This window comes from Streptomyces sp. ISL-66, assembly GCF_018614135.1.
Classification (GTDB): Bacteria; Actinomycetota; Actinomycetes; order Streptomycetales; family Streptomycetaceae; genus Streptomyces.
The window spans coordinates 11,645-30,799 of record NZ_JAGGOW010000049.1 but is presented as its reverse complement, the minus strand read 5'-3'; the positions used below and the strand labels follow the sequence as shown (position 1 = coordinate 30,799).

The window sequence follows — 19,155 nt, the reverse complement described above, 5'->3', positions numbered from 1 at the left end:
CCGCCGACGTGGCCGCGCTCGCCGCCCTCGACTCCGGGCTCGCCGCCGAGCTCCAAGCCGCCGGGCGGGCCCCCTGGCAGGTGCTCGCCGGCGCCGCCGAGGGCGCGGGGCTCGAAGGGCGGCTGCTGTACGAGGACGCGCCCTACGGGGTCGGGTACTTCGTGGCCGCCTGGTCTTAAGAGGGCCGGAAAGCGCGGCGGCACGGCACCGCGGCAAGGACAGCGGCACGGCAAAGGGGCGCGGCGCCACCCTCTCGGTGGTGCCGCGCCCCTCGCGATCGCGTCAGGGAGCCGCCGGCGGCGTCGGCCCGCCGGGGTTGTCCTTGTGCGCGAGCTTGCCCAGGGCGTCCTTCGCCTTGTCCGCGCCGCTAGAGATCTGGCCGCTGTACTTGCCCTTGGTCTTGGAGTCGACGGCCTTGGCCACCTTGTCCAGATTCTGGCTGATCTTTCCCTCGTGCTGCTGCGCGAGGCCGCCGACCTTGTCCTTGGCGGGCGCGAGCTTGGCCTTCAGATTGTCCAGCAGGCCCATGGGTCACCTTCCATTGGCGGATCTACGTACGGGCACCCTCGCCGGCCTCGCTGTCCGCGGCGACTTCCGCCGACTGCTGCTTCGGGATCTCGACGGCTTCCACCGCTTCCTTCTCCTCGGCCACAGCAGGCTCGGCCTCGGCCTCCTCGGCCGTCGCGGACTCCGCCGTCAGATCCTCGGCCGCGACCTCTTCGGTCACTGCCTGGCTCTTGCGGCCGAGAAGCCGGTCCAAAATGCCCATGTCTACTCCTATAACGTTACTCGTGTGAGTGAAGTTCCGCCGTGGACGGGCCGTGCCCGTGGCCGTGGACGGACCGGCTCGCGCCGGTCGCGGGCCGGGCGTACGACAGGCGCGCGCCGGGCCGGAACCCCTCCCAGGCAACGACCCCGGCCGGGCCCCGTCACGTAACTCGATCGGGTACATGCCGTGAGGTTTGCGAGACTAGGGCGGTGAGGAAAGCAGCCCCCGCCCCGCGGGTCATCGCCGTCGTAGGACCCACCGCCGCCGGAAAGTCGGATCTGGGGGTGGCCCTGGCCCGTCATTTCGACGGCGAAGTCGTCAACGCCGACTCGATGCAGCTGTACCGGGGGATGGACATCGGTACCGCCAAACTGACGACGGAGGAACGCGGGGGAGTCCCGCACCACCTCCTCGACATCTGGGACGTCACCGAAACGGCGAGCGTCGCGGAGTACCAGCGCCTCGCCCGCGCCGAGATCGACAAACTGCTCGCGCAGGGCCGCACGCCGGTCCTCGTCGGCGGTTCCGGTCTCTACGTGCGCGGCGCGCTCGACGCCATGGAGTTCCCGGGCACCGACCCCGAGGTGCGCGCCCGGCTGGAAGCCGAGGCCACCCTGCGGGGCCCCGGAGCCCTGCACGCCCGGCTCGCCGCCGCCGACCCGGCCGCCGCGCAGGCGATCCTGCCCAGCAACGGCCGCCGCATCGTGCGCGCCCTGGAGGTCATCGAGATCACCGGACGGCCGTTCACCGCCAACCTGCCCGGCCACGAGTCCGTCTACGACACGGTCCAGATCGGCGTGGACGTGGCCCGGCCCGAGCTCGACGAGCGGATCGCCCTGCGCGTGGACCGCATGTGGGAGGCCGGGCTGGTGGACGAGGTCCGCGCGCTGGAGGGCGCGGGACTGCGCGACGGAATCACCGCCTCCAGGGCGCTCGGCTACCAGCAGGTGCTGTCCGCCCTCGCCGGTGCGTGCACCGAGGACGAGGCGCGCGCCGAGACGGTCCGGGCCACCAAGCGCTTCGCCCGCAGGCAGGACTCGTGGTTCCGCCGCGACCCGAGGGTGCACTGGCTCAGCGGGGCCGTCGCCGACCGGGGAGAACTGGCCGCACTCGCGCAGTCGTTGGTCGAACGAGCGGTCACAGCCTGATCACGTGATGGCATCGGGACGCCCCGGGCGCCCGTCCGGGGCCCGGTGGCGTGCCATCATCAAACTCGTGCCGGTGCCGTCACCGGCGGCGTACGCGGCGTTCGAAGTCCGAGTGGGGAGGGCGCGTGGCGATGGAGGCCGGCCCTCGTGACACCGGTCGGGACGACACCCGACGGGAAGCGGACCCGATGCTCCTCGACGGCCCCGTGGAGGCCGACGGGCTCGGTCTGCCCGCGGAGCCCGCGCGCCTGACCCCCGACGGCCCGGACGCACCGGACCCTGCCGAGGCGGAGGCCGCCGCAGCTCCCGAGTTCGAGGTCGAACTGCGCCCGCAGCGCCGGCTGCGGCTGTGGCAGATCGCCCCCATCGTCATGCTGGCAGCCGCCGGCTCCCTGATGTTCGCCTTCCCGCTCGCCTTCGAATTCGGAGACGGCGGAGCGGTCGTCGCCATGCTCGGAGTCCTCATCAGCTGCTGCGCCGGCGGCTGGGGCATGATGGCCGCGCGCCGCGTGGGCTACGCCCTGCCGGGGCTCCCGGCGCGCGGGTCCGGGCTCCGCTCCGACTGGCGGGTGGCCGCGCTGTACGCGCTGGCCGCGCTGGCCGTCGTATCGCTGGCGGTGTACCGGGTGGCCCGCCTGCGGTAAGGGCGGGCTCGGTACGATGGGCGGGTGACGCAGACCAGCCCCTCCTCGCTCCCCTTCCTCAAGGGCCACGGCACCGAGAACGACTTCGTGATCGTCCCGGACCCGGACAACGCCATCGAGCTGCCGGCGTCCGCCGTCGCGCGGCTGTGCGACCGGCGGGCCGGGATCGGCGCGGACGGCGTGCTGCACGTCGTGCGGTCCGCCGCGCACCCCGAGGCGGCGCACATGGCCGGCGAGGCCGACTGGTTCATGGACTACCGCAACAGCGACGGCTCCATCGCCGAGATGTGCGGCAACGGAGTCCGCGTCTTCGCCCGCTACCTCCAGCACGCCGGGCACGTCGCGCCCGGTGACCTGGCCGTCGCCACCCGGGGCGGGGTCAAGCGGGTGCACCTCGACAAGACCGGTGACGTGACCGTCTCCATGGGCCGCGCCGAGCTGCCCGAGGGCGACGTCACGGTCTCGGTCGGAGCCCGCTCCTGGCCCGCGCGGAACGTCAACATGGGCAACCCGCACGCCGTGGCCTTCGTCGACAGCCTGGACGATGCCGGGACACTGCTGGACCCGCCGCCGTACAGCCCGGCGTCCGCCTACCCGACGGGCGTCAACGTCGAGTTCGTCGTCGACCGCGGCCCCCGGCACGTCGCCATGCGCGTCCACGAGCGCGGCTCCGGCGAGACCCGCTCCTGCGGCACCGGCGCCTGCGCGGTCGCCGTGGCCGCCATCCGCCGCGACGGCGCGGACCCGGCCGTCACCGGCACGCCCGTCGCGTACACCGTCGATCTGCCCGGCGGCACGCTGGTCATCACCGAGCACCCCGACGGGCGGATCGAGATGGCCGGACCGGCCGTCATCGTGGCCGAGGGCGAGTTCGATCCGGCCTGGCTCACCGAAACGGCTTTCGTCTGAAGGTTCCCTCTCATGGGTGATCCGTTTCACGCTGAGCGAGAGGTGGACTGCGCCACGTGGTGGGGTCGGTAACATCAGGCACCGGCCCTGAGGGCTCACACCATGCCCACCACCGCCGGTCGAAGCCGTCGGAGGTGCCCATGAGTGCAGAGGCCACGAACCCCGAAGCCCGCCCCGAAGCGCTCCCTGAACTTCGCAGACGGGGCCGGACCAGGCTTGACCTGCGACGACTGGGACGCGCCGCACTGCTCGGTCCCACGTCCCGGGACCGGCTGCCGGACGCCATCGGCCACGTCGCCGAGGCGCACCGCGCCCACCACCCGGAAGCGGACCTTTCCGTTCTGCGCCGCGCGTACCTGCTCGCGGAGACCTCGCACCGCGGTCAGATGCGCAAGAGCGGTGAGCCGTACATCACACATCCCCTCGCCGTGACCCTGATCCTGGCCGAACTCGGCGCCGAGACCACGACGTTGACCGCCTCTCTGCTCCACGACACGGTCGAGGACACCGACGTGACCCTCGATCAGGTCCGCGAGGAGTTCGGCGAGGAAGTCTGCTTCATCGTCGACGGGGTCACCAAGGTCGAGAAGATCGACTACGGCGCCGCCGCCGAGCCCGAGACCTTCCGCAAGATGCTCGTCGCCACCGGCAACGACGTCCGCGTGATGTCCATCAAACTCGCCGACCGGCTGCACAACATGCGCACCCTCGGCGTGATGCGCCCCGAAAAACAGGCGCGCATCGCCAAAGTGACCCGCGACGTACTGATCCCGCTCGCCGAACGGCTCGGCGTCCAGGCCCTCAAGACCGAGCTGGAAGACCTCGTCTTCGCGATCCTGCACCCCGAGGAGTACGAGCACACCCGCGCGCTCATCGCGGCCCACGCGGGGGAGCGCGACCCGCTGCCCGCCATCGCCGACTCCGTGCGCGCCGTCCTGCGCGAAGCGGGCATCGCCGCCGAGGTCGTCGTACGGCCCCGGCACTTCGTCTCCGTGCACCGGATCTCCCTCAAGCGCGGGGAGCTGCGCGGCTCCGACTTCGGCCGCCTGCTGGTCCTCGTGGCGGAGAACGCCGACTGCTACGGCGTGCTGGGGGAACTGCACACCTGCTTCACCCCCGTCATCTCGGAATTCAAGGACTTCATCGCCTCCCCGAAGTTCAACCTGTACCAGTCCCTGCACACCGCCTTCGCGACGCCCGAGGGGTACGTCGCCGAGGTGATCGTGCGGACCCGGCAGATGCACCGGGTCGCGGAGGCGGGGGTGGTGGCGCTCGGCAATCCGTACACGGCTACGGCACCGGCCCCGGCTACGGCCGCTACGGCCGCGGCCGCCGCCGACTGCGACGAGGAACGGGTGGACCCGACCCGGCCCGGCTGGCTGTCGCGGCTGCTCGACTGGCAGCAGTCGGCGCCCGACCCCGACACCTTCTGGAACGTCCTGCGCTCGGAACTGGCCCAGGACCGGGAGATCACCGTGTTCCGGGCCGACGGCGGAACGCTGGGCCTGCCGGCCGGCGCCAGCTGTATCGACGCCGCCTACGCGCAGCACGGCGAGGCGGCCCACGGCTGTATCGGCGCCCGGGTCAACGGGCGCCTCACCTCCCTGTCCTCCCGCCTCTCCGACGGCGACACCGTCCAGCTGCTGCTCTCGCACGACGCCTCCTCGGGGCCGGCCGCCGACTGGCTGGACCACGCCAAGACCCCGGCCGCGCGGATCGCCGTCAGCAGCTGGCTGGCGTCCCACCCCGACGGCGCCGGGCCCGCCGCAGCGGCCCCGCGGCCGCCGCTGTCCGTGATCGGGGCCCGGGGCGGCGGGGGCAACGCCGTCGCCGACCTGCCGGACGCCACCGTGCGGCTCGCGGGCTGCTGCACGCCGGTGCCGCCGGATGCCGTCGAGGGCTTCGTCGTACGGGGCGGCGCCGTCACCGTGCACCGCGTCCGCTGCGCGACGGTCGCCCAGATGCGGGCGGTGGGCCGCACCCCCGTCGCCGTGCACTGGCGGGCGACCGCGGACTGCCGGGTCACGCTGCTCGCCGAATCCTTCGGCCGCCCGCACCTGCTGGCCGATCTGACCGAGGCCATCGCCCGCGAGGGGGTCGAGGTGGTCTCCGCGACCGTCGAACCGCCCGTCGAACAGCGGGTCCGGCACACCTACACCCTCCAGCTGCCCGACGCGACGGGCCTGCCCGCCCTGATGCGGGCCATGCGGGACGTGCCGGGCGTGTACGACGTCAGCCGGGCGTAGCGCGGCCGGCTCCTTTCGGGTGGAGCCGTCGCGCGCCGTTCGCGGGCGCGCGGCGGGCGCTGGTATGCGGTGGGGGATGCAGCTCACCTCCCCGCGCCTGCGCGCCGCCCTGCTGGCCGCGGCCTCCCTCACCCTCGTCGCCGCCGTCGTGCCCCCGCCCCAGGCGCTGGGCATCGGCGACCCCCTGTTCCCGGAGCTCGGGAACCCCGGGTACGACGTGCTCTCGTACGACTTGTCCTTCGCGTACAAGGACAACCGCACCCCGCTCGACGCGGTCACCGTCATCGACGCCCGCACCCTGCAGCGGCTCGAAACCGTCAACCTGGACTTCACCCACGGCAAGGTGGCGTCCGCCGAGGTCAACGGGGAGCCGGCGCGGTTCGCGAGCGTCGGCGAGGACCTCGTACTGACGCCGGCCCGGCCGGTGGAACAGGGCTCGCCCCTGCACATCACCGTCCGGCACACGAGCGATCCGCGCGGCCGCGCCACCGACGGCGGCTGGGTGGTCACCGACGACGGCCTGGCCATGGCCAACCAGGCCGACGCCGCCCACCGGGTCTTCCCGTGCAACGACCACCCCGCCGACAAGGCCTACTTCACCTTCCGGATCACCGCGCCGGCCGGGGTGACGGCCGTGGCCAACGGAGTGCCGGGCCTGCTGCCGGCCCACCGCGCGGGCGCCGCGACCACGTGGACGTACCGCGTGCTCCACCCGATGGCCACCGAGCTCGCCCAGGTCTCGCTCGGCGACTCGACCGTCGTGCACGGCACCGGGCCGCACGGTCTGCCGCTGCGCGACGTGGTCCCGACGGCGGACCGCAAGCGGCTGGAGCCGTGGCTGAAGAAGACCGCCGGGCACGTCGAGTGGATGGAGGCCCGGGTCGGCCGGTACCCCTTCGAGAACTACGGAGTGCTGATCGCGAAGGCCAAGACCGGCTTCGAGCTGGAGACGCAGACGCTGTCGCTGTTCGAGAGGGGGCTCTTCGCGGGCGGCAGCGGGTACCCCGACTGGTACGTGGAGTCCGTCATGGTCCACGAGCTGGCCCACCAGTGGTTCGGCGACAGCGTGACCCCGCGGACCTGGTCGGACCTGTGGCTCAACGAGGGCCACGCCACCTGGTACGAGGCCCTGTACGCGGACGGCCTCGGGAAGTACCCCCTGGAGCGGCGGATGCGCGAGGCGTACCAGCGCTCCGACCAGTGGCGGGCGGCCGGCGGCCCCCCGGCCGCACCCAAGCCGGCCGCTCCGGGCGAGAAGATCGGGCTGTTCCGGCCGGTGGTCTACGACGGGGCCGCGCTGATCCTGTACGCCCTGCGCCAGGAGATCGGGGCCGAGGCCTTCGACCGGGTGGAGCGGCGCTGGGTGGCCGACCACCGGGACGCCACGGCCGGTACGGAGGACTTCGTACGCCTGGCGTCGCAGGAGGCCGACCGGGACCTGGGGGCCTTCCTGGAGCCGTGGCTGTACGGCAAGACGACCCCGGCGATGCCGGGGCACCCGGAGTGGGGCGCCCCGAAAAGCGTGTGACGTGCGCGGAACGGGCATGCCACCATCGACGGGGCCGCGGGTGGGGAATCTCCAGCCGAGGTCGCACGTTGCACAAGACAGTGTTATGTCAGGCGCGGGAGTAGCTTGGGGCCTCGGCTCCGCTTCGACCGGCGCGGACGCATTCGCAATCGACGTAAGGAACCAATGACCTCCTCTTCTTCCCCTTCCCAGGACGCGCGGGACGACGCACGGGGTGCGGCGGATCCGCAGAGTTTCACCGAGAGCCTTCGGGCCGACGCCCTGATGGAAGAGGACGTCGCCTGGAGCCACGAGGTCGACGGAGACCGGGACGGCGCGCAGTACGAGCGCGCCGAGCGCGCGGCCCTGCGCCGCGTGGCCGGCCTCTCCACCGAGCTCGAAGACGTCACCGAGGTCGAGTACCGCCAGCTCCGCCTGGAGCGGGTCGTACTCGTGGGCGTGTGGACCTCCGGCACGGCGCAGGACGCGGACAACTCCCTCGCGGAGCTCGCCGCCCTCGCCGAGACGGCGGGCGCCCTCGTGCTCGACGGCGTGATCCAGCGCCGCGACAAGCCCGACCCGGCCACCTTCATCGGTTCCGGCAAGGCCCGCGAGCTGCGCGACATCGTCACGGAGAGCGGCGCCGACACCGTCGTCTGCGACGGCGAGCTCAGCCCCGGCCAGCTCATCGCCCTCGAAGACGTCGTCAAGGTGAAGGTGGTCGACCGGACCGCGCTCATCCTCGACATCTTCGCCCAGCACGCCAAGTCCCGTGAGGGCAAGGCACAGGTCGCGCTCGCGCAGATGCAGTACATGCTGCCGCGGCTGCGCGGCTGGGGTGCCTCGCTCTCCCGGCAGATGGGTGGCGGCGGCGGTGGCGGCATGGCCACCCGAGGCCCCGGTGAGACCAAGATCGAGACCGACCGTCGTCGGATCCGCGAGAAGATGGCGAAGATGCGCCGGGAGATCGCGGAGATGAAGACCGGCCGCGACATCAAGCGGCAGGAACGGCGCCGCAACAAGGTGCCCTCCGTCGCCATCGCCGGCTACACCAACGCCGGCAAGTCCTCGCTCCTCAACCGCCTCACCGGCGCGGGCGTACTGGTGGAGAACGCGCTGTTCGCCACCCTCGACCCGACCGTGCGCCGGGCCGAGACCCCGTCCGGCCGGATCTACACCCTGGCCGACACGGTCGGCTTCGTCCGGCACCTGCCGCACCACCTCGTCGAGGCGTTCCGCTCCACGATGGAGGAGGTCGGCGAATCCGACCTCATCCTGCACATCGTGGACGGCTCGCACCCGGCGCCGGAGGAGCAGCTGGCGGCGGTCCGAGAGGTCATCCGCGAGGTCGGCGCCGTCAAGGTGCCCGAGATCGTGGTCATCAACAAGGCCGACGCGGCCGACCCGCTGGTGCTCCAGCGCCTGCTGCGGATCGAGCAGCGCTCCATCGCCGTCTCGGCGCGCACGGGTCAGGGCATCGAGGAACTCCTCGAGCTCATCGACGCGGAGCTGCCGCGGCCGGCGATCGAGGTCGAGGCCGTGGTCCCGTACACGCGGGGCTCGCTGGTCGCCCGCGCCCATGCCGAGGGCGAGGTGATCTCCGAGGAGCACACGGCGGAGGGCACGCTGCTCAAGGCGCGGGTGCACGCGGAACTGGCGGCGGAGTTCGCTCCGTACGTGCTCGCCAAGCACTGAAGCGGCGGCCTCCGGGCCGAGCAGTGCGTCGGGCCGGGACGGCCGGCGCCGTAGAAGAATGAAGGAGGGCCCCCGCGTCGCGCGGGGGCCCTCCTTCGTGCGGTCGTGCGGGTCATGCGGTCATGCGGTCGTGCGGTTCATGCGGCCGTGCGGTGCAGGTCATGCGGTCGTGCGCGTGCGTCCGGCCGCCGCTCCTGCTTCCGCTCCTACGCCTGCTTCCGCTCCTACTACTTGAACTTGCCGCTCACCGCGTCGAAGATGCCCTTCGCCTCCGGTCCCAGCCGAGGTCCGGCCAGCCAGCCAGCCTTGGCGGGGCCGATGGAGGTGTTCGACACCAGCGCCGGCTTGCCGTCGGAGCCCGCCGCCACCCAGCCGCCGCCCGAGGAACCGCCGGTCATCGTGCAGCCGATGCGGTACATCGAGGGGTCGGTCGTGTTCAGCGCCAGTCGGCCCGGCTTGCCGGTGCACTGGAAGGCCTTCTGGCCGTCGAACGGAGCGGCCGCCGGGTAGCCCGTGGCCGTCATGGTCGCGACCTTCGGCACGGCCGGTGCGTTGAACTCCACCGGGAGCGCCGTACCGACCGTCTCCTCCAGCGACTTGCCGCCACCCTTCTCCGGGGTCACGTGCAGCACCGCGAAGTCGTACGGGGCACCCGCGCCGCCGGTCGGACCGCCGGTCGCGATCCACTGGTCGGAGGTCTGGGCCCAGTCGCTCCACCACACGCCGTACGGAGCCACCTCCTCGCGGGGAGCGCCCTTGAGCGCCGCAGCGGGCTTGCCGGTGTTGTTGTACGACGGGACGAAGGCGATGTTGCGGTACCAGCCGCCGGCCTTGCCCGCGTGCACGCAGTGGCCGGCCGTCCAGACCATGTTGGACTTGCCGGGATGCGCGGGGTCCTTGACCACGGTCGCCGAGCAGACCATCGAGCCTTCGGGACCGTCGAAGAACACCTTGCCGGAGGCAGGGACGCTCTGGTGGTACGGCGGGTTGGCGCCCTTGGCCGTCACCGGGGCCGGGACCGGGTCGGTGACGCCCTGGTCCTTGCCCGCGTCCGGGTCGACGGTCGGCGGCTGCGGCGTCTTGTCGGCGTCACGCATCCGGTCCGGGTCCCACAGGTCCTCGATGATCGGGTTGATGTAGTCGCCCGCCTCGCGAAGCCAGTCCTCCTTCTTCCAGTTCTTCCACGCACCCCCCTTCCACTTCTCCAGGTCGATGCCGTGCTCCTTGAGCTTGTCCTTGAGCCCGTCCGGGATCTTGACCCCGTCGAGGCTGGTCGGAAGGCTCGCCGCCACGGTCGGCTTGGCGTCGGTCTCACCGTCGCCGGGTCCGCAGGCCGCGGCGGTCAGCGCGAGCGCGGCCGAGCACAGGATCGCGGTGACCGGTCGGATCGGTCGCATGTCGTGAATCCCCCTGGTGGTTCGGGATGGTGCCTGGGTTGCAGCACCCCACTATGCCGCTGCCGTGGGGGACGGCACAGCCCGGGGCGACGGTTCCGCGGAAGCGGGAGCCATCTCCCGGGCGGGTCCCGGATCGCGGGGCGTCGCCGGGGCGTACGCGGGAGGTGCGGCTGGGGCGTTTCCGGGGCGTACTTGGGGCGTGCTCGGGGATCTCCGGGATCTCCAGGGCGTTCGGGGTCCCCGCCCGGAAAGCCTCGCTCCCCGGGCGGGGCAAGGATCTTGGGCCCACCCGTGATCCGCCGCCGCCATCGTCGTTGGTACGTACGGGGGATGGGGAAGCGGCGTTGGTGTTCGAGGCGACGCACTTCGGACGAGCGCCGAAAAGGGCATCAGAAGAGAAGCGGAACCACACCGAGCGGCACTGACCGACACCGGACCGGCACCGGACCGGCACCGGACCGGACACGGGAACAGCACGGGAAGAACACCGGAAAACCACCGGAAGAGCACCGGAAAGACACCGGGAAGGGCAACCGTGCGGGAGGAGCGACCGTCGTGGCTTTGACGAGCGAGCAGGCCGCGGCCGAGGCGTACCTCCCGCCGCAGTCGAACCGGCTGCCGGGTGCCGCGGACCAGGGGGCATCGACGGCTCCGGGGGAAGGCATCCTGCGGAGGCAGGCCCAACGGGAGTCCGCCGTGCGGACGTACGCGCGCTCCCTGCCCATCGTCCCGGTGCGCGCACGGGGGTTGACCATCGAGGGCGCGGACGGGCGGCGCTACCTCGACTGCCTCTCCGGCGCCGGCACCCTCGCCCTCGGCCACAACCACCCGGTGGTGCTCGAAGCCATCCGCGGAGTCCTCGACTCGGGGGCCCCACTGCACGTCCTCGACCTCGCGACGCCGGTCAAGGACGCCTTCACCACCGAGTTGTTCACCAATCTGCCGGCGGAACTGGCCGCGGACGCCCGCATCCAGTTCTGCGGACCCGCCGGGACGGACGCGGTGGAGGCCGCGCTGAAACTCGTCCGCACCGCCACCGGCAGGTCCGGGCTGCTCGCCTTCACGGGGGCCTACCACGGCATGACCGCGGGCGCCCTGGACGTCTCGGGCGGGGCGCCGGACGTACGCGCGACCCGGCTGCCGTACCCGCAGGACTACCGCTGCCCCTTCGGGGTCGGCGGCCGCGCAGGGGCGGAACTCTCGGCCCGCTGGACGGAGAGCCTGCTGGACGACCCGAAGAGCGGGGTGGCGGCGCCCGCGGGGATGATCGTCGAACCGGTACAGGGCGAGGGCGGGGTCCACCCCTCCCCGGACGCCTGGCTGCGCAGGATGCGGGAGATCACGGCGGCCCGCGGGATCCCGCTGATCGCCGACGAGGTCCAGACGGGGGTGGGACGCACCGGCGCCTTCTGGGGCGTCGACCACGCCGGCGTCGTGCCCGACGTGATGGTGCTGTCCAAGGCCATCGGCGGCAGCCTGCCGCTCGCGGTGATCGTGTACCGGGCGGAGCTGGACCGGTGGGCCCCCGGAGCGCACGCCGGGACCTTCCGCGGCAACCAGCTGGCCATGGCGGCGGGGACCGCGACCCTGGCCTACGTCCGGGAGAACGGCCTCGCGGCCCGCGCGGAGTCCTTGGGCGCGCGCATGCTCGCCTCGCTGCGGGGCCTGATCCCGGCCCATCCGTGCGTGGGGGACGTACGGGGCCGGGGCCTGATGCTCGGCGTCGAACTGATCGACCCCGACACGGGGGAGGCCGCACCCGCCCTGGCGGTGGCCGTCCGCCAGGCGTGCCTGGACCGCGGCCTCATCGTCGAAGTGGGCGGCCGCCACTCCGGCGTCGTCCGCCTCCTCCCCCCGCTGACCCTGACCGACGAGCAGGCCGCCGCCGTCCTCGACCGCCTCGCAGACGCCATCCCCGCCGCCCTCCGCCGCTAAGGACCCCCGATGCCCACCCATCCCCTCCCGCCGCCGCCCCCGCCGACCGACCCGGGGGGCCAGTCGGTTTCGACCGTGCCCGCGGGGGCGATCCCGCCGATCAGCCAGGCGGGCCAGTCGGCTTCGGCCGTGCCCGCGCCACCCCCGCCGACCGACCCGTCGGGTCGGTCGGTTTCGACCGTGCCTTTGGGGGCGCCCGCGCCGATCAGCCGGGCGGGCCAGTCGGTTTCGATCGTGCCCGCGGGGGCGATCCCGCCGATCAGCCAGGCGGGCCAGTCGGCTTCGGCCGTGCCCGTGGGGGTGCTCGCGACGAGTAGCCCGTCGGGCCGGTCGGTCTCGACCCGGCCCACGGTGGCGCCACCACCCACAGACCCGACGGGCCAGCCGACTTCGGACCTGCCCACGGAGGCGCCCGCGCCGCCCGCTCCCGTCTGGCAGACCGATCCCGCTCGGCCGGCCGGGTCGGTCCCGCCCTGCGTCTCCGTGCAGCAGCCGGTTCCCGCTCGGTTGGCCGGGTCGGTCCCGTTGGTAGCTTCTGCTCGGGCGGCTGCCCCGGCTCGGCCGACATCAGCGGCTTCGCCAACGGCCTCTGCTCCTCCAGCCGGTTCCGGTCTGCCGGGTGGGGCGACCCCCGTCGCGCCGGCCGCGCCCGCCGCGACGGTTCCTGCTGGCCCCGCGCAATTGGCCGTCCCTGCTCCACCGACTCTCCCCGCTGGCCCGCTGGCTTCCGTTCTTCCGGGCGGCTCGGCTCGGATGGCCGCCTCCGCTCCGCCGACCGCGCCCGCTATTGCCGTGCCCGCTGGTCCTGCCGGAGCTACAGAGGCTGTTCCCCCGGCCGCGGCTTCCACCCCGGCGGCGGCTCCGACCCCGGTTCCGACCGTTGCTCCGGCCCCGGCCCCGAGCTTTCCCCCGGCTCCGGCTCCGACCCCCGCCCCGGCCGTTCCCCCGGTCGCGGCCCCGACCGTTCCGCTGACCCCGGCTCCGGCACCTACCCCCGCTACTTCCGTAGGCCCCCCGGCTTTCTGGTCGTTTCACGCCGGTGCGGCAGCGTCATCGAAGGCGCCCCTCACGCCACGCTCCCCGACTTCGGCGGCACCGCTCGATGCCCTCCCTCCGGTCGGCGCCGGGCACGCTGAGCAAGTTGCACCCGCGTCGCCCCGGTCGGCCGCTGCTGGAGTGTCACCGTCGGCGCCGTCCGCTCCAGGCATCGGGACCACGGCGACGCGCCTCGATGTCCTTCCTCCGGCCGTCCCCGCCGGGGCCGATGGCTCCGGCACGCCCGCGGGGACGCCCTTACCCACGCCCAAGTGGGTGGCACCCTTGCCGTCGGCCGCGATTCCTCCCTCCCGGTCTGGGGCCGTGCCGCCGGACGTCCTCGCCCGGGTAGCCGTCGCAGGGCCCGACGAACTCGCCGCTCCAGACGAGCCCTTGGCGGTCCGGAGTGCCTCCGCCGGGATCCTGCCGGCATCAGCGCCGCAGCCGGCCCCCGCTCTCGATGGCCGGTCCCGCAGCGGGAGCGAACCCGCGTTGTCTCGCTTCTTCCCGGTCCAGGGGCTTTGCCCGTCGCCGTCCCCAGCGCTCGCACAGAGCCCAACGTCGCCCGTTTGGAGCGCGCCCGTGCTGCCTCGTACCGCCCCGGCCGAGTCCTCGCCACCGCCGTCTCCCTTCTCCCCGGCCGCAGGTGGCGAGCCGGCCCTGTTCTTGGCCGCCCCCGTGGAGGCCCCGGGCGGCGCCGTCGGCTCGGAGTCGATCGAGAGCCCGGGCGGGATTCCGTCGGTGTCGGCGGTGGAGCCGTTCGGTTCGGGTCCCGGGGAGGCGGGGTCGATCGTGGAGCCCGCCCCGGGCACTTCGCTTCCGCCGGCGCTGGCGCGGGAGGTGACGGCGGCCTCCTCAGACGACCTCCGCCCCGTGGCCCCCGGCTTCGCGGAACCGGCTGCTCACGTGGCGAAGGGGAGTTCGACCGGGCCGTCTTCGGCGTGGCCGGGCGAGACGCTGCAAGCGCGGCCCACGCAGACGGGCGGCTTCCCGCCGGTCCCCGGCGCCACACCTTCGGCCGTGGCCGCCGAGGGAATCACAGACGCGGTATCCCCCAGGGCGGAGCCGACGTGGCCCGGCATTGCCGAAGCCGCCGGGCGGCAGCGTCGAGGGCAGGCCGAGGTGCCCCCGGAGGCCCGGGCCGGTGCGGCCGGGACACCGGCGAGCGGGGCCACCGGCTCGGCGGAGGCATGGCCGGGCATGCCGGGGCCGGGCACGCCTGTGGCGGGTCTGCCGTGGGCCGCGGCCGAGGTGCAGGTAGGCGGGGACGCCGCCGTTACCGTCCCGCGGCAGAAGGACGGCACCGCCAGACCCCGGACGGGAGCGGCCGACCCGCTGGACCACCCCGACCCCGGGGTCGCCGCCGAGGCAGCCGGGGTGGAGAACCTGCTGCGTTGCTGGGTCCGCGAGACCGGACTCGGCCGGCCCGCCGGATCCGTGCTGCGCATTCCCCTCCCCGCATCCGGTGCCGCGCTGCTCGTCGCGGTCCGCTACTGGTCCACCGCCGGCTGGCACCGCTTCGGCCCGGCCCTACTCGAGGGCGCCCCCGTCGGGGCCCCCGCCGTGGACGCCGTCACCCTCGCCGCGCTCATCTCCCGCGAAGGCAGCGCCGGCCCGGGCAGCGTCAGCTCGGGCCAAGTCGGCCAAGGCAACCCCGCCCCCGGCGGCGCCGACCTCGTGGGCCGGGTCGCCGACTCGGTGCGCCGCACCGCTGACTTCATCTCCGACCGCCGCCAACGCAGGGCCGCGCCCGCCTCCGTCGCCGCGGACCTGTTCCTCACCGCCGAACAATCCCTCCTCCTCGGCCACCCGCTGCACCCCACCCCGAAGAGCCGCGAAGGCCTCTCCGAAGCCGAAGTGCGCCGTTACTCGCCCGAACTGCACGGCTCCTTCCCCCTGCACTGGCTGGCGGTCGCACCCGCCGCTCTCGCCACCGACTCCGCCTGGACCGAACGCGGCCGCCCGGTCTCCGCGGCCCGACTGCTGGCCCGCATGGCCCCCGGACTCCCGCTGCCCGACGGCGCCACCCCCCTTCCACTTCATCCATGGCAGGCCCGCGAGCTGCTCCAGCGCCCCGCGGTCACCGCCCTCCGCGACGCGGGACTCCTGCACGACCTGGGCCCGTACGGCGAGCCCTGGTACCCGACCTCCTCCGTCCGCACCGTCCACCAGCCCGGTGCCCCCGCGATGCTCAAGCTCTCCCTGGGCCTGCGCATCACCAACTCCCGCCGGGAGAACCTCCGCAAGGAACTCCACCGCGGCGTCGAAGTGCACCGGCTGCTGCGCACCGGCCTCGCCGAGCAGTGGCAGGCGGCCCACCCCGGGTTCGACATCGTCCGCGACCCCGCCTGGGTGGCCGTGGACGCCGCGGACGGCGCTCCCGTCCCCGGTTTGGACGTCCTCCTGCGACACAACCCCTTCCGCTCGGGCGACGACGCCCTCTGCGTCGCCGCACTCACCGCGCCCCGTCCGTGGCCCGGGCGGACCACGATGAGCTCCCGGTTGGCGCAAACCGTCTCGCGGCTCGCGGCCACCACCGGGCGGACGGCCTCCGCCGTCTCCGCCGAGTGGTTCCTGCGCTACCTCGACCGCGTGGTCCGGCCCGTCCTCGCCTTCGACGCGCTCGCCGGCATCGCCCTCGAAGCGCACCAGCAGAACACCTTGGTCCTCCTCGATCCGGCCGGCTGGCCGGTCGGCGGCCGCTACCGCGACAACCAGGGCTACTACTTCCGTGCCTCCCGGCGCACGGAACTGGAGCGCCGGCTTCCCGGTATCGGCTCCGCCAGCGACACATTCGTCTCCGACGCCGTCACCGACGAACGCTTCGCCTACTACCTCGGCATCAACAACGTGCTCGGCCTCATCGGCGCCTTCGGATCCCAACGGCTCGCCGACGAACGGGTCCTGCTCGCCGCCTTCCGCCGTTTCCTCGGCAAGAGCGCGGACCTCGGCCCGCTCCCCGCGCTGCTGCTCGACTCGCCCACCATGCGCTGCAAGGCGAACCTGCTCACCCGCCTGGGCGGCCTCGACGAGCTCGTCGGCCCCGTCGACACCCAGTCCGTCTACGTCACCATCGCCAACCCCCTTCGCGAGTGACGCGCCAGAACCGACACGGAGAAGAGCCCTGATGCCCTCCACCGATTTCCACACCCGTGCGACCCGCACCGTCGAACCGCGTCTGACCGCAGAGTCGCTGCCCCTGCTCGCCGAAGCGGACCTGCTCGACTCCCCGGCAGGCTGGAGCGGCATCACCACTCACGCCGGAATCTTCCGTCTCGAACCCGTACGGCTCGACCGCGACCTCGGACTGCTCACCGGCTGGATGAACGACCCGGACGTGGCCGCCTACTGGGAACTCGCCGGCCCCGCCGCCGTAACCGCCGCCCACGTGCGGGCACAACTGGACGGGGACAGCAGCAGCATCCCTTGCCTCGGCCTCCTCGACGGCACACCGATGAGCTACTGGGAGATCTACCGGGCCGACCTCGACCCGGTCTCCGCGTACTACCCGGCGCGCCCCCACGACACGGGTATCCATCTGCTCATCGGAGACGGCACGAACCGCGGCCGGGGTCTGGGTACCGTCCTCCTGCGCGCCGTCGCCGACCTGGTGCTCGACCACCGCCCTCGCTGCGTACGCGTCATCGCCGAACCGGACATCCGCAACACCCCCTCCGTATCAGCCTTCTTGAGCTCCGGCTTCCGCTGCTCCGCGGAGATCGAACTGCCCAGCAAGCGTGCGGCTCTGATGATCCGTGAGCGGGCGCTGCGCAACCTCCTCTGATCGCCTGCCCCCGCACATCACAGGTCCCTCAGACTCGCCCTCAGGCCCGCCCTCCCCGTCCCCCTTGCCCCGTCCGCTGCACCTCTCACTTCGAAAACTCTGCGCGACGCAGCAAAGTTCCCGATACCCGAGGAGTCCCGTGCCGAATTTCTCCGCAGTCCCCGACTCCGCGGGTCCCCCATACTCGGATGCCGTGGCCGCGTCTCCCCAGCACCCGTTCATCCCACCCGAAGTGAACCGCCTGACCTGGGACTTCGTCGCCCGCCGCCTCCTCGTCAAGATGCTCGGCGAGTTCGCGTACGAGGAGATCATCAGGCCGGTCTCCGCGCCCGCGGCCTCCGGCGATGCCTGGACCCTGACCCTCGACGACGGCAGCAGCCTCGGCTTCCGGGCCCGCCGACGCGCCTACGGCAGCTGGCACGTCACACCGGACACGATCACCCTCACCCCGCCCCGCTCGCCGGGCGAGCCCCCCGCCCCGGGCAGCTCGGCCGCCCCCGGACACCCGACGGCCTTCGGTGACCCCTACGCCTTCCTCATCCGCGCCCGCACGCTCCTCGGCCTCGACGGCGGCACCCTCGGCCACCTGGTCCGCGAGCTCAGCGCCACCCTCGTCGCCGACGCCCGCATCGACCACACCGCGCTCACCGCGGACCTCCTCGCCGACCTCGACTACGCCGCCCTCGAAGGCCACCAGACCGGCCACCCCTGGCTCGTCCTCAACAAGGGCCGCATCGGACTCTCCTCCTCCGACGCCGCCGCCTGGGCACCCGAAGCCCGCACTCCCCAGCGCCTGCCCTGGCTCGCCGCCCACACCTCCCTCGCCGAGTACCGCGGCACCGCCGGCCTGGAGGACCCCGCGCGCCTCTACTCCGCCGAGCTTGACCCCGTCACCCGTGCCGTCTTCGACCGGACCCTGCGCGACCGCGGCCTCGATCCGCTCGGCTACCTCTACCTCCCCGTCCACCCCTGGCAGTGGGACGAGGTCCTCCTGCCCCTGTTCGCCCCGGCCCTCGCCGCCGGCACCCTGGTCCCACTCCCGGCCGACCCCGACCTGCGCCTCCCGCAGCAGTCGATCCGGACCTTCCTCAACCTCACCCGCCCCGACCGGCACAGCGTCAAACTGCCGCTCTCCGTCCTCAACACCATGGTCTGGCGCGGCCTGCCGTCCGACCTGACCCTCGCCGCGCCCGCCGTCACCGCCTGGATCCACTCGCTCCGCGACGCGGACCCCTTCCTGCGCGACGAATGCCGGGTGATCCTGCTCGGCGAAGTCGCCTCCGTGACCGTGCGCCATCCCGTCTACGAGGAGCTCCCCGAGGTCCCGTACCAGTACAAGGAGCTGCTCGGCGCGATCTGGCGCGAGCCGCTGACCGGCCACCTCGCGCCCGGCGAGCGCGCCCGCACCCTCGCCTCGCTCCTGCACACCGACCCGCGCGGCCGCTCCTTCACCGCCGAGCTCGTTGCCCGCTCCGGCCTGGCCCCCGCCGCATGGCTGCGGCACCTCTTCACCGCCCTGCTGCCCCCGCTGCTCCACTTCCTCTACCGCTACGGCACCGTCTTCTCGCCGCACGGCGAGAACACCATCGTGATCTTCGACGAGCACGACGTGCCGGTCCGGCTGGCGGTCAAGGACTTCGTGGACGACATCAACATCAGCGACGAACACCTGCCGGAGCTGCGCACCATGCCCGACGAGGTCCGCGCTGTCCTGCTCAGCCAGCCCGCGGACTTCCTGCCCCAGTTCGTCCACTCCGGACTCTTCGTCGGAGTCTTCCGCTACCTCTCCGCGCTCTGCGAGGACCGGCTCGGCGTGCCGGAAGAGGAGTTCTGGTCCCTCGTCCGGGCGGAGATCCTGCGCCACCAGGCCCGCTTCCCGGAGCTGAAAGAGCGCTACGAGCTCTTCGACCTCCTCGGCGAACGCATCGTCCGGCCCTGCCTCAACCGGAACCGCCTCTACGAGGACGGCTACCGCGACCGCCCGGACCGCCCGCACGCCGTGCGGTACGGCACCGTTGCGAACCCCTTGGGCCGGCCGTGATTCCCCGCTGGTGCGGCCGCTGTCGGTGGCGCCCCGTAGGGTTGG

The 19,155-nt window shown here is 73.1% G+C and carries 14 protein-coding genes; 10 read left to right on the top strand and 4 right to left on the bottom strand.

Annotated features, from left to right (window positions below; all coding sequences use genetic code 11):
• Positions 1–282: 282 nt before the first annotated feature.
• Together J7E97_RS10830 and J7E97_RS10825 are read right to left on the bottom strand one after the other, a co-directional pair.
• On the bottom strand, positions 283–528 hold the full coding sequence (locus J7E97_RS10830; protein WP_215025026.1) for an antitoxin: 246 nt from the start codon (positions 526–528) through the stop codon (positions 283–285).
• Positions 529–550: 22 nt separating this feature from the next.
• Positions 551–769 (bottom strand): gliding motility protein, encoded by a 219-nt coding sequence (locus J7E97_RS10825; protein WP_215025023.1) that lies wholly within the window; start codon positions 767–769, stop codon positions 551–553.
• Between the two features lie 209 nt (positions 770–978).
• Between J7E97_RS10825 and miaA the strand changes: the two genes are divergently transcribed.
• The 6 genes from miaA (at position 979) to hflX (ending at position 8,918) form a co-directional block, all read left to right on the top strand.
• On the top strand, positions 979–1,917 hold the full coding sequence (gene miaA, locus J7E97_RS10820) for a tRNA (adenosine(37)-N6)-dimethylallyltransferase MiaA (protein ID WP_215025021.1): 939 nt from the start codon (positions 979–981) through the stop codon (positions 1,915–1,917).
• Positions 1,918–2,048: 131 nt separating this feature from the next.
• The gene (locus J7E97_RS10815) at positions 2,049–2,561 is read left to right on the top strand and encodes a hypothetical protein (protein ID WP_215025032.1); all 513 of its coding nucleotides are present in this window, start codon (positions 2,049–2,051) and stop codon (positions 2,559–2,561) included.
• A 24-nt stretch (positions 2,562–2,585) separates the two neighbouring features.
• Positions 2,586–3,470, top strand: a complete 885-nt coding sequence (gene dapF, locus J7E97_RS10810; RefSeq protein ID WP_215025018.1) for a diaminopimelate epimerase — start codon at positions 2,586–2,588, stop codon at positions 3,468–3,470.
• A gap of 140 nt (positions 3,471–3,610) precedes the next feature.
• On the top strand, positions 3,611–5,716 hold the full coding sequence (locus J7E97_RS10805) for a bifunctional (p)ppGpp synthetase/guanosine-3',5'-bis(diphosphate) 3'-pyrophosphohydrolase (RefSeq protein WP_215025014.1): 2,106 nt from the start codon (positions 3,611–3,613) through the stop codon (positions 5,714–5,716).
• 76 nt (positions 5,717–5,792) lie between these two features.
• The gene (locus J7E97_RS10800) at positions 5,793–7,244 is read left to right on the top strand and encodes a M1 family metallopeptidase (protein ID WP_215025012.1); all 1,452 of its coding nucleotides are present in this window, start codon (positions 5,793–5,795) and stop codon (positions 7,242–7,244) included.
• 165 nt (positions 7,245–7,409) lie between these two features.
• The gene (hflX, locus tag J7E97_RS10795) at positions 7,410–8,918 is read left to right on the top strand and encodes a GTPase HflX (RefSeq protein ID WP_215025009.1); all 1,509 of its coding nucleotides are present in this window, start codon (positions 7,410–7,412) and stop codon (positions 8,916–8,918) included.
• 227 nt (positions 8,919–9,145) lie between these two features.
• Here hflX and J7E97_RS10790 read toward each other — a convergent pair whose 3' ends face one another.
• Positions 9,146–10,315 carry a serine protease gene (locus J7E97_RS10790; RefSeq protein ID WP_215025006.1) on the bottom strand — a complete coding sequence of 390 codons (1,170 nt, stop codon included), beginning with the start codon at positions 10,313–10,315 and terminating at the stop codon, positions 9,146–9,148.
• 615 nt (positions 10,316–10,930) lie between these two features.
• Between J7E97_RS10790 and J7E97_RS10785 the strand changes: the two genes are divergently transcribed.
• A complete protein-coding gene (locus J7E97_RS10785; RefSeq protein ID WP_251054232.1) occupies positions 10,931–12,250 on the top strand; it encodes a diaminobutyrate--2-oxoglutarate transaminase family protein in 1,320 nt (439 codons plus the stop codon).
• Here the strand turns inward: J7E97_RS10785 and J7E97_RS10780 are convergent.
• Positions 12,247–12,654, bottom strand: coding sequence for a hypothetical protein (locus J7E97_RS10780; RefSeq protein WP_215025000.1), 408 nt, complete (start codon positions 12,652–12,654; stop codon positions 12,247–12,249). The two genes, J7E97_RS10785 and J7E97_RS10780, sit on opposite strands and share 4 nt — an antisense overlap.
• A gap of 1,831 nt (positions 12,655–14,485) precedes the next feature.
• On the opposite strand from J7E97_RS10780, the gene J7E97_RS10775 reads away from it, so the two are divergent.
• The 3 genes from J7E97_RS10775 (at position 14,486) to J7E97_RS10765 (ending at position 19,110) form a co-directional block, all read left to right on the top strand.
• The gene (locus J7E97_RS10775) at positions 14,486–16,381 is read left to right on the top strand and encodes an IucA/IucC family siderophore biosynthesis protein (RefSeq protein WP_215025029.1); all 1,896 of its coding nucleotides are present in this window, start codon (positions 14,486–14,488) and stop codon (positions 16,379–16,381) included.
• Positions 16,382–16,412: 31 nt separating this feature from the next.
• Positions 16,413–17,069: a GNAT family N-acetyltransferase gene (locus J7E97_RS10770; RefSeq protein ID WP_215024997.1), complete on the top strand. Its 657-nt coding sequence runs from the start codon at positions 16,413–16,415 to the stop codon at positions 17,067–17,069.
• 139 nt (positions 17,070–17,208) lie between these two features.
• The gene (locus tag J7E97_RS10765; protein WP_215024996.1) at positions 17,209–19,110 is read left to right on the top strand and encodes an IucA/IucC family siderophore biosynthesis protein; all 1,902 of its coding nucleotides are present in this window, start codon (positions 17,209–17,211) and stop codon (positions 19,108–19,110) included.
• The last annotated feature ends 45 nt before the right edge of the window (positions 19,111–19,155 follow it).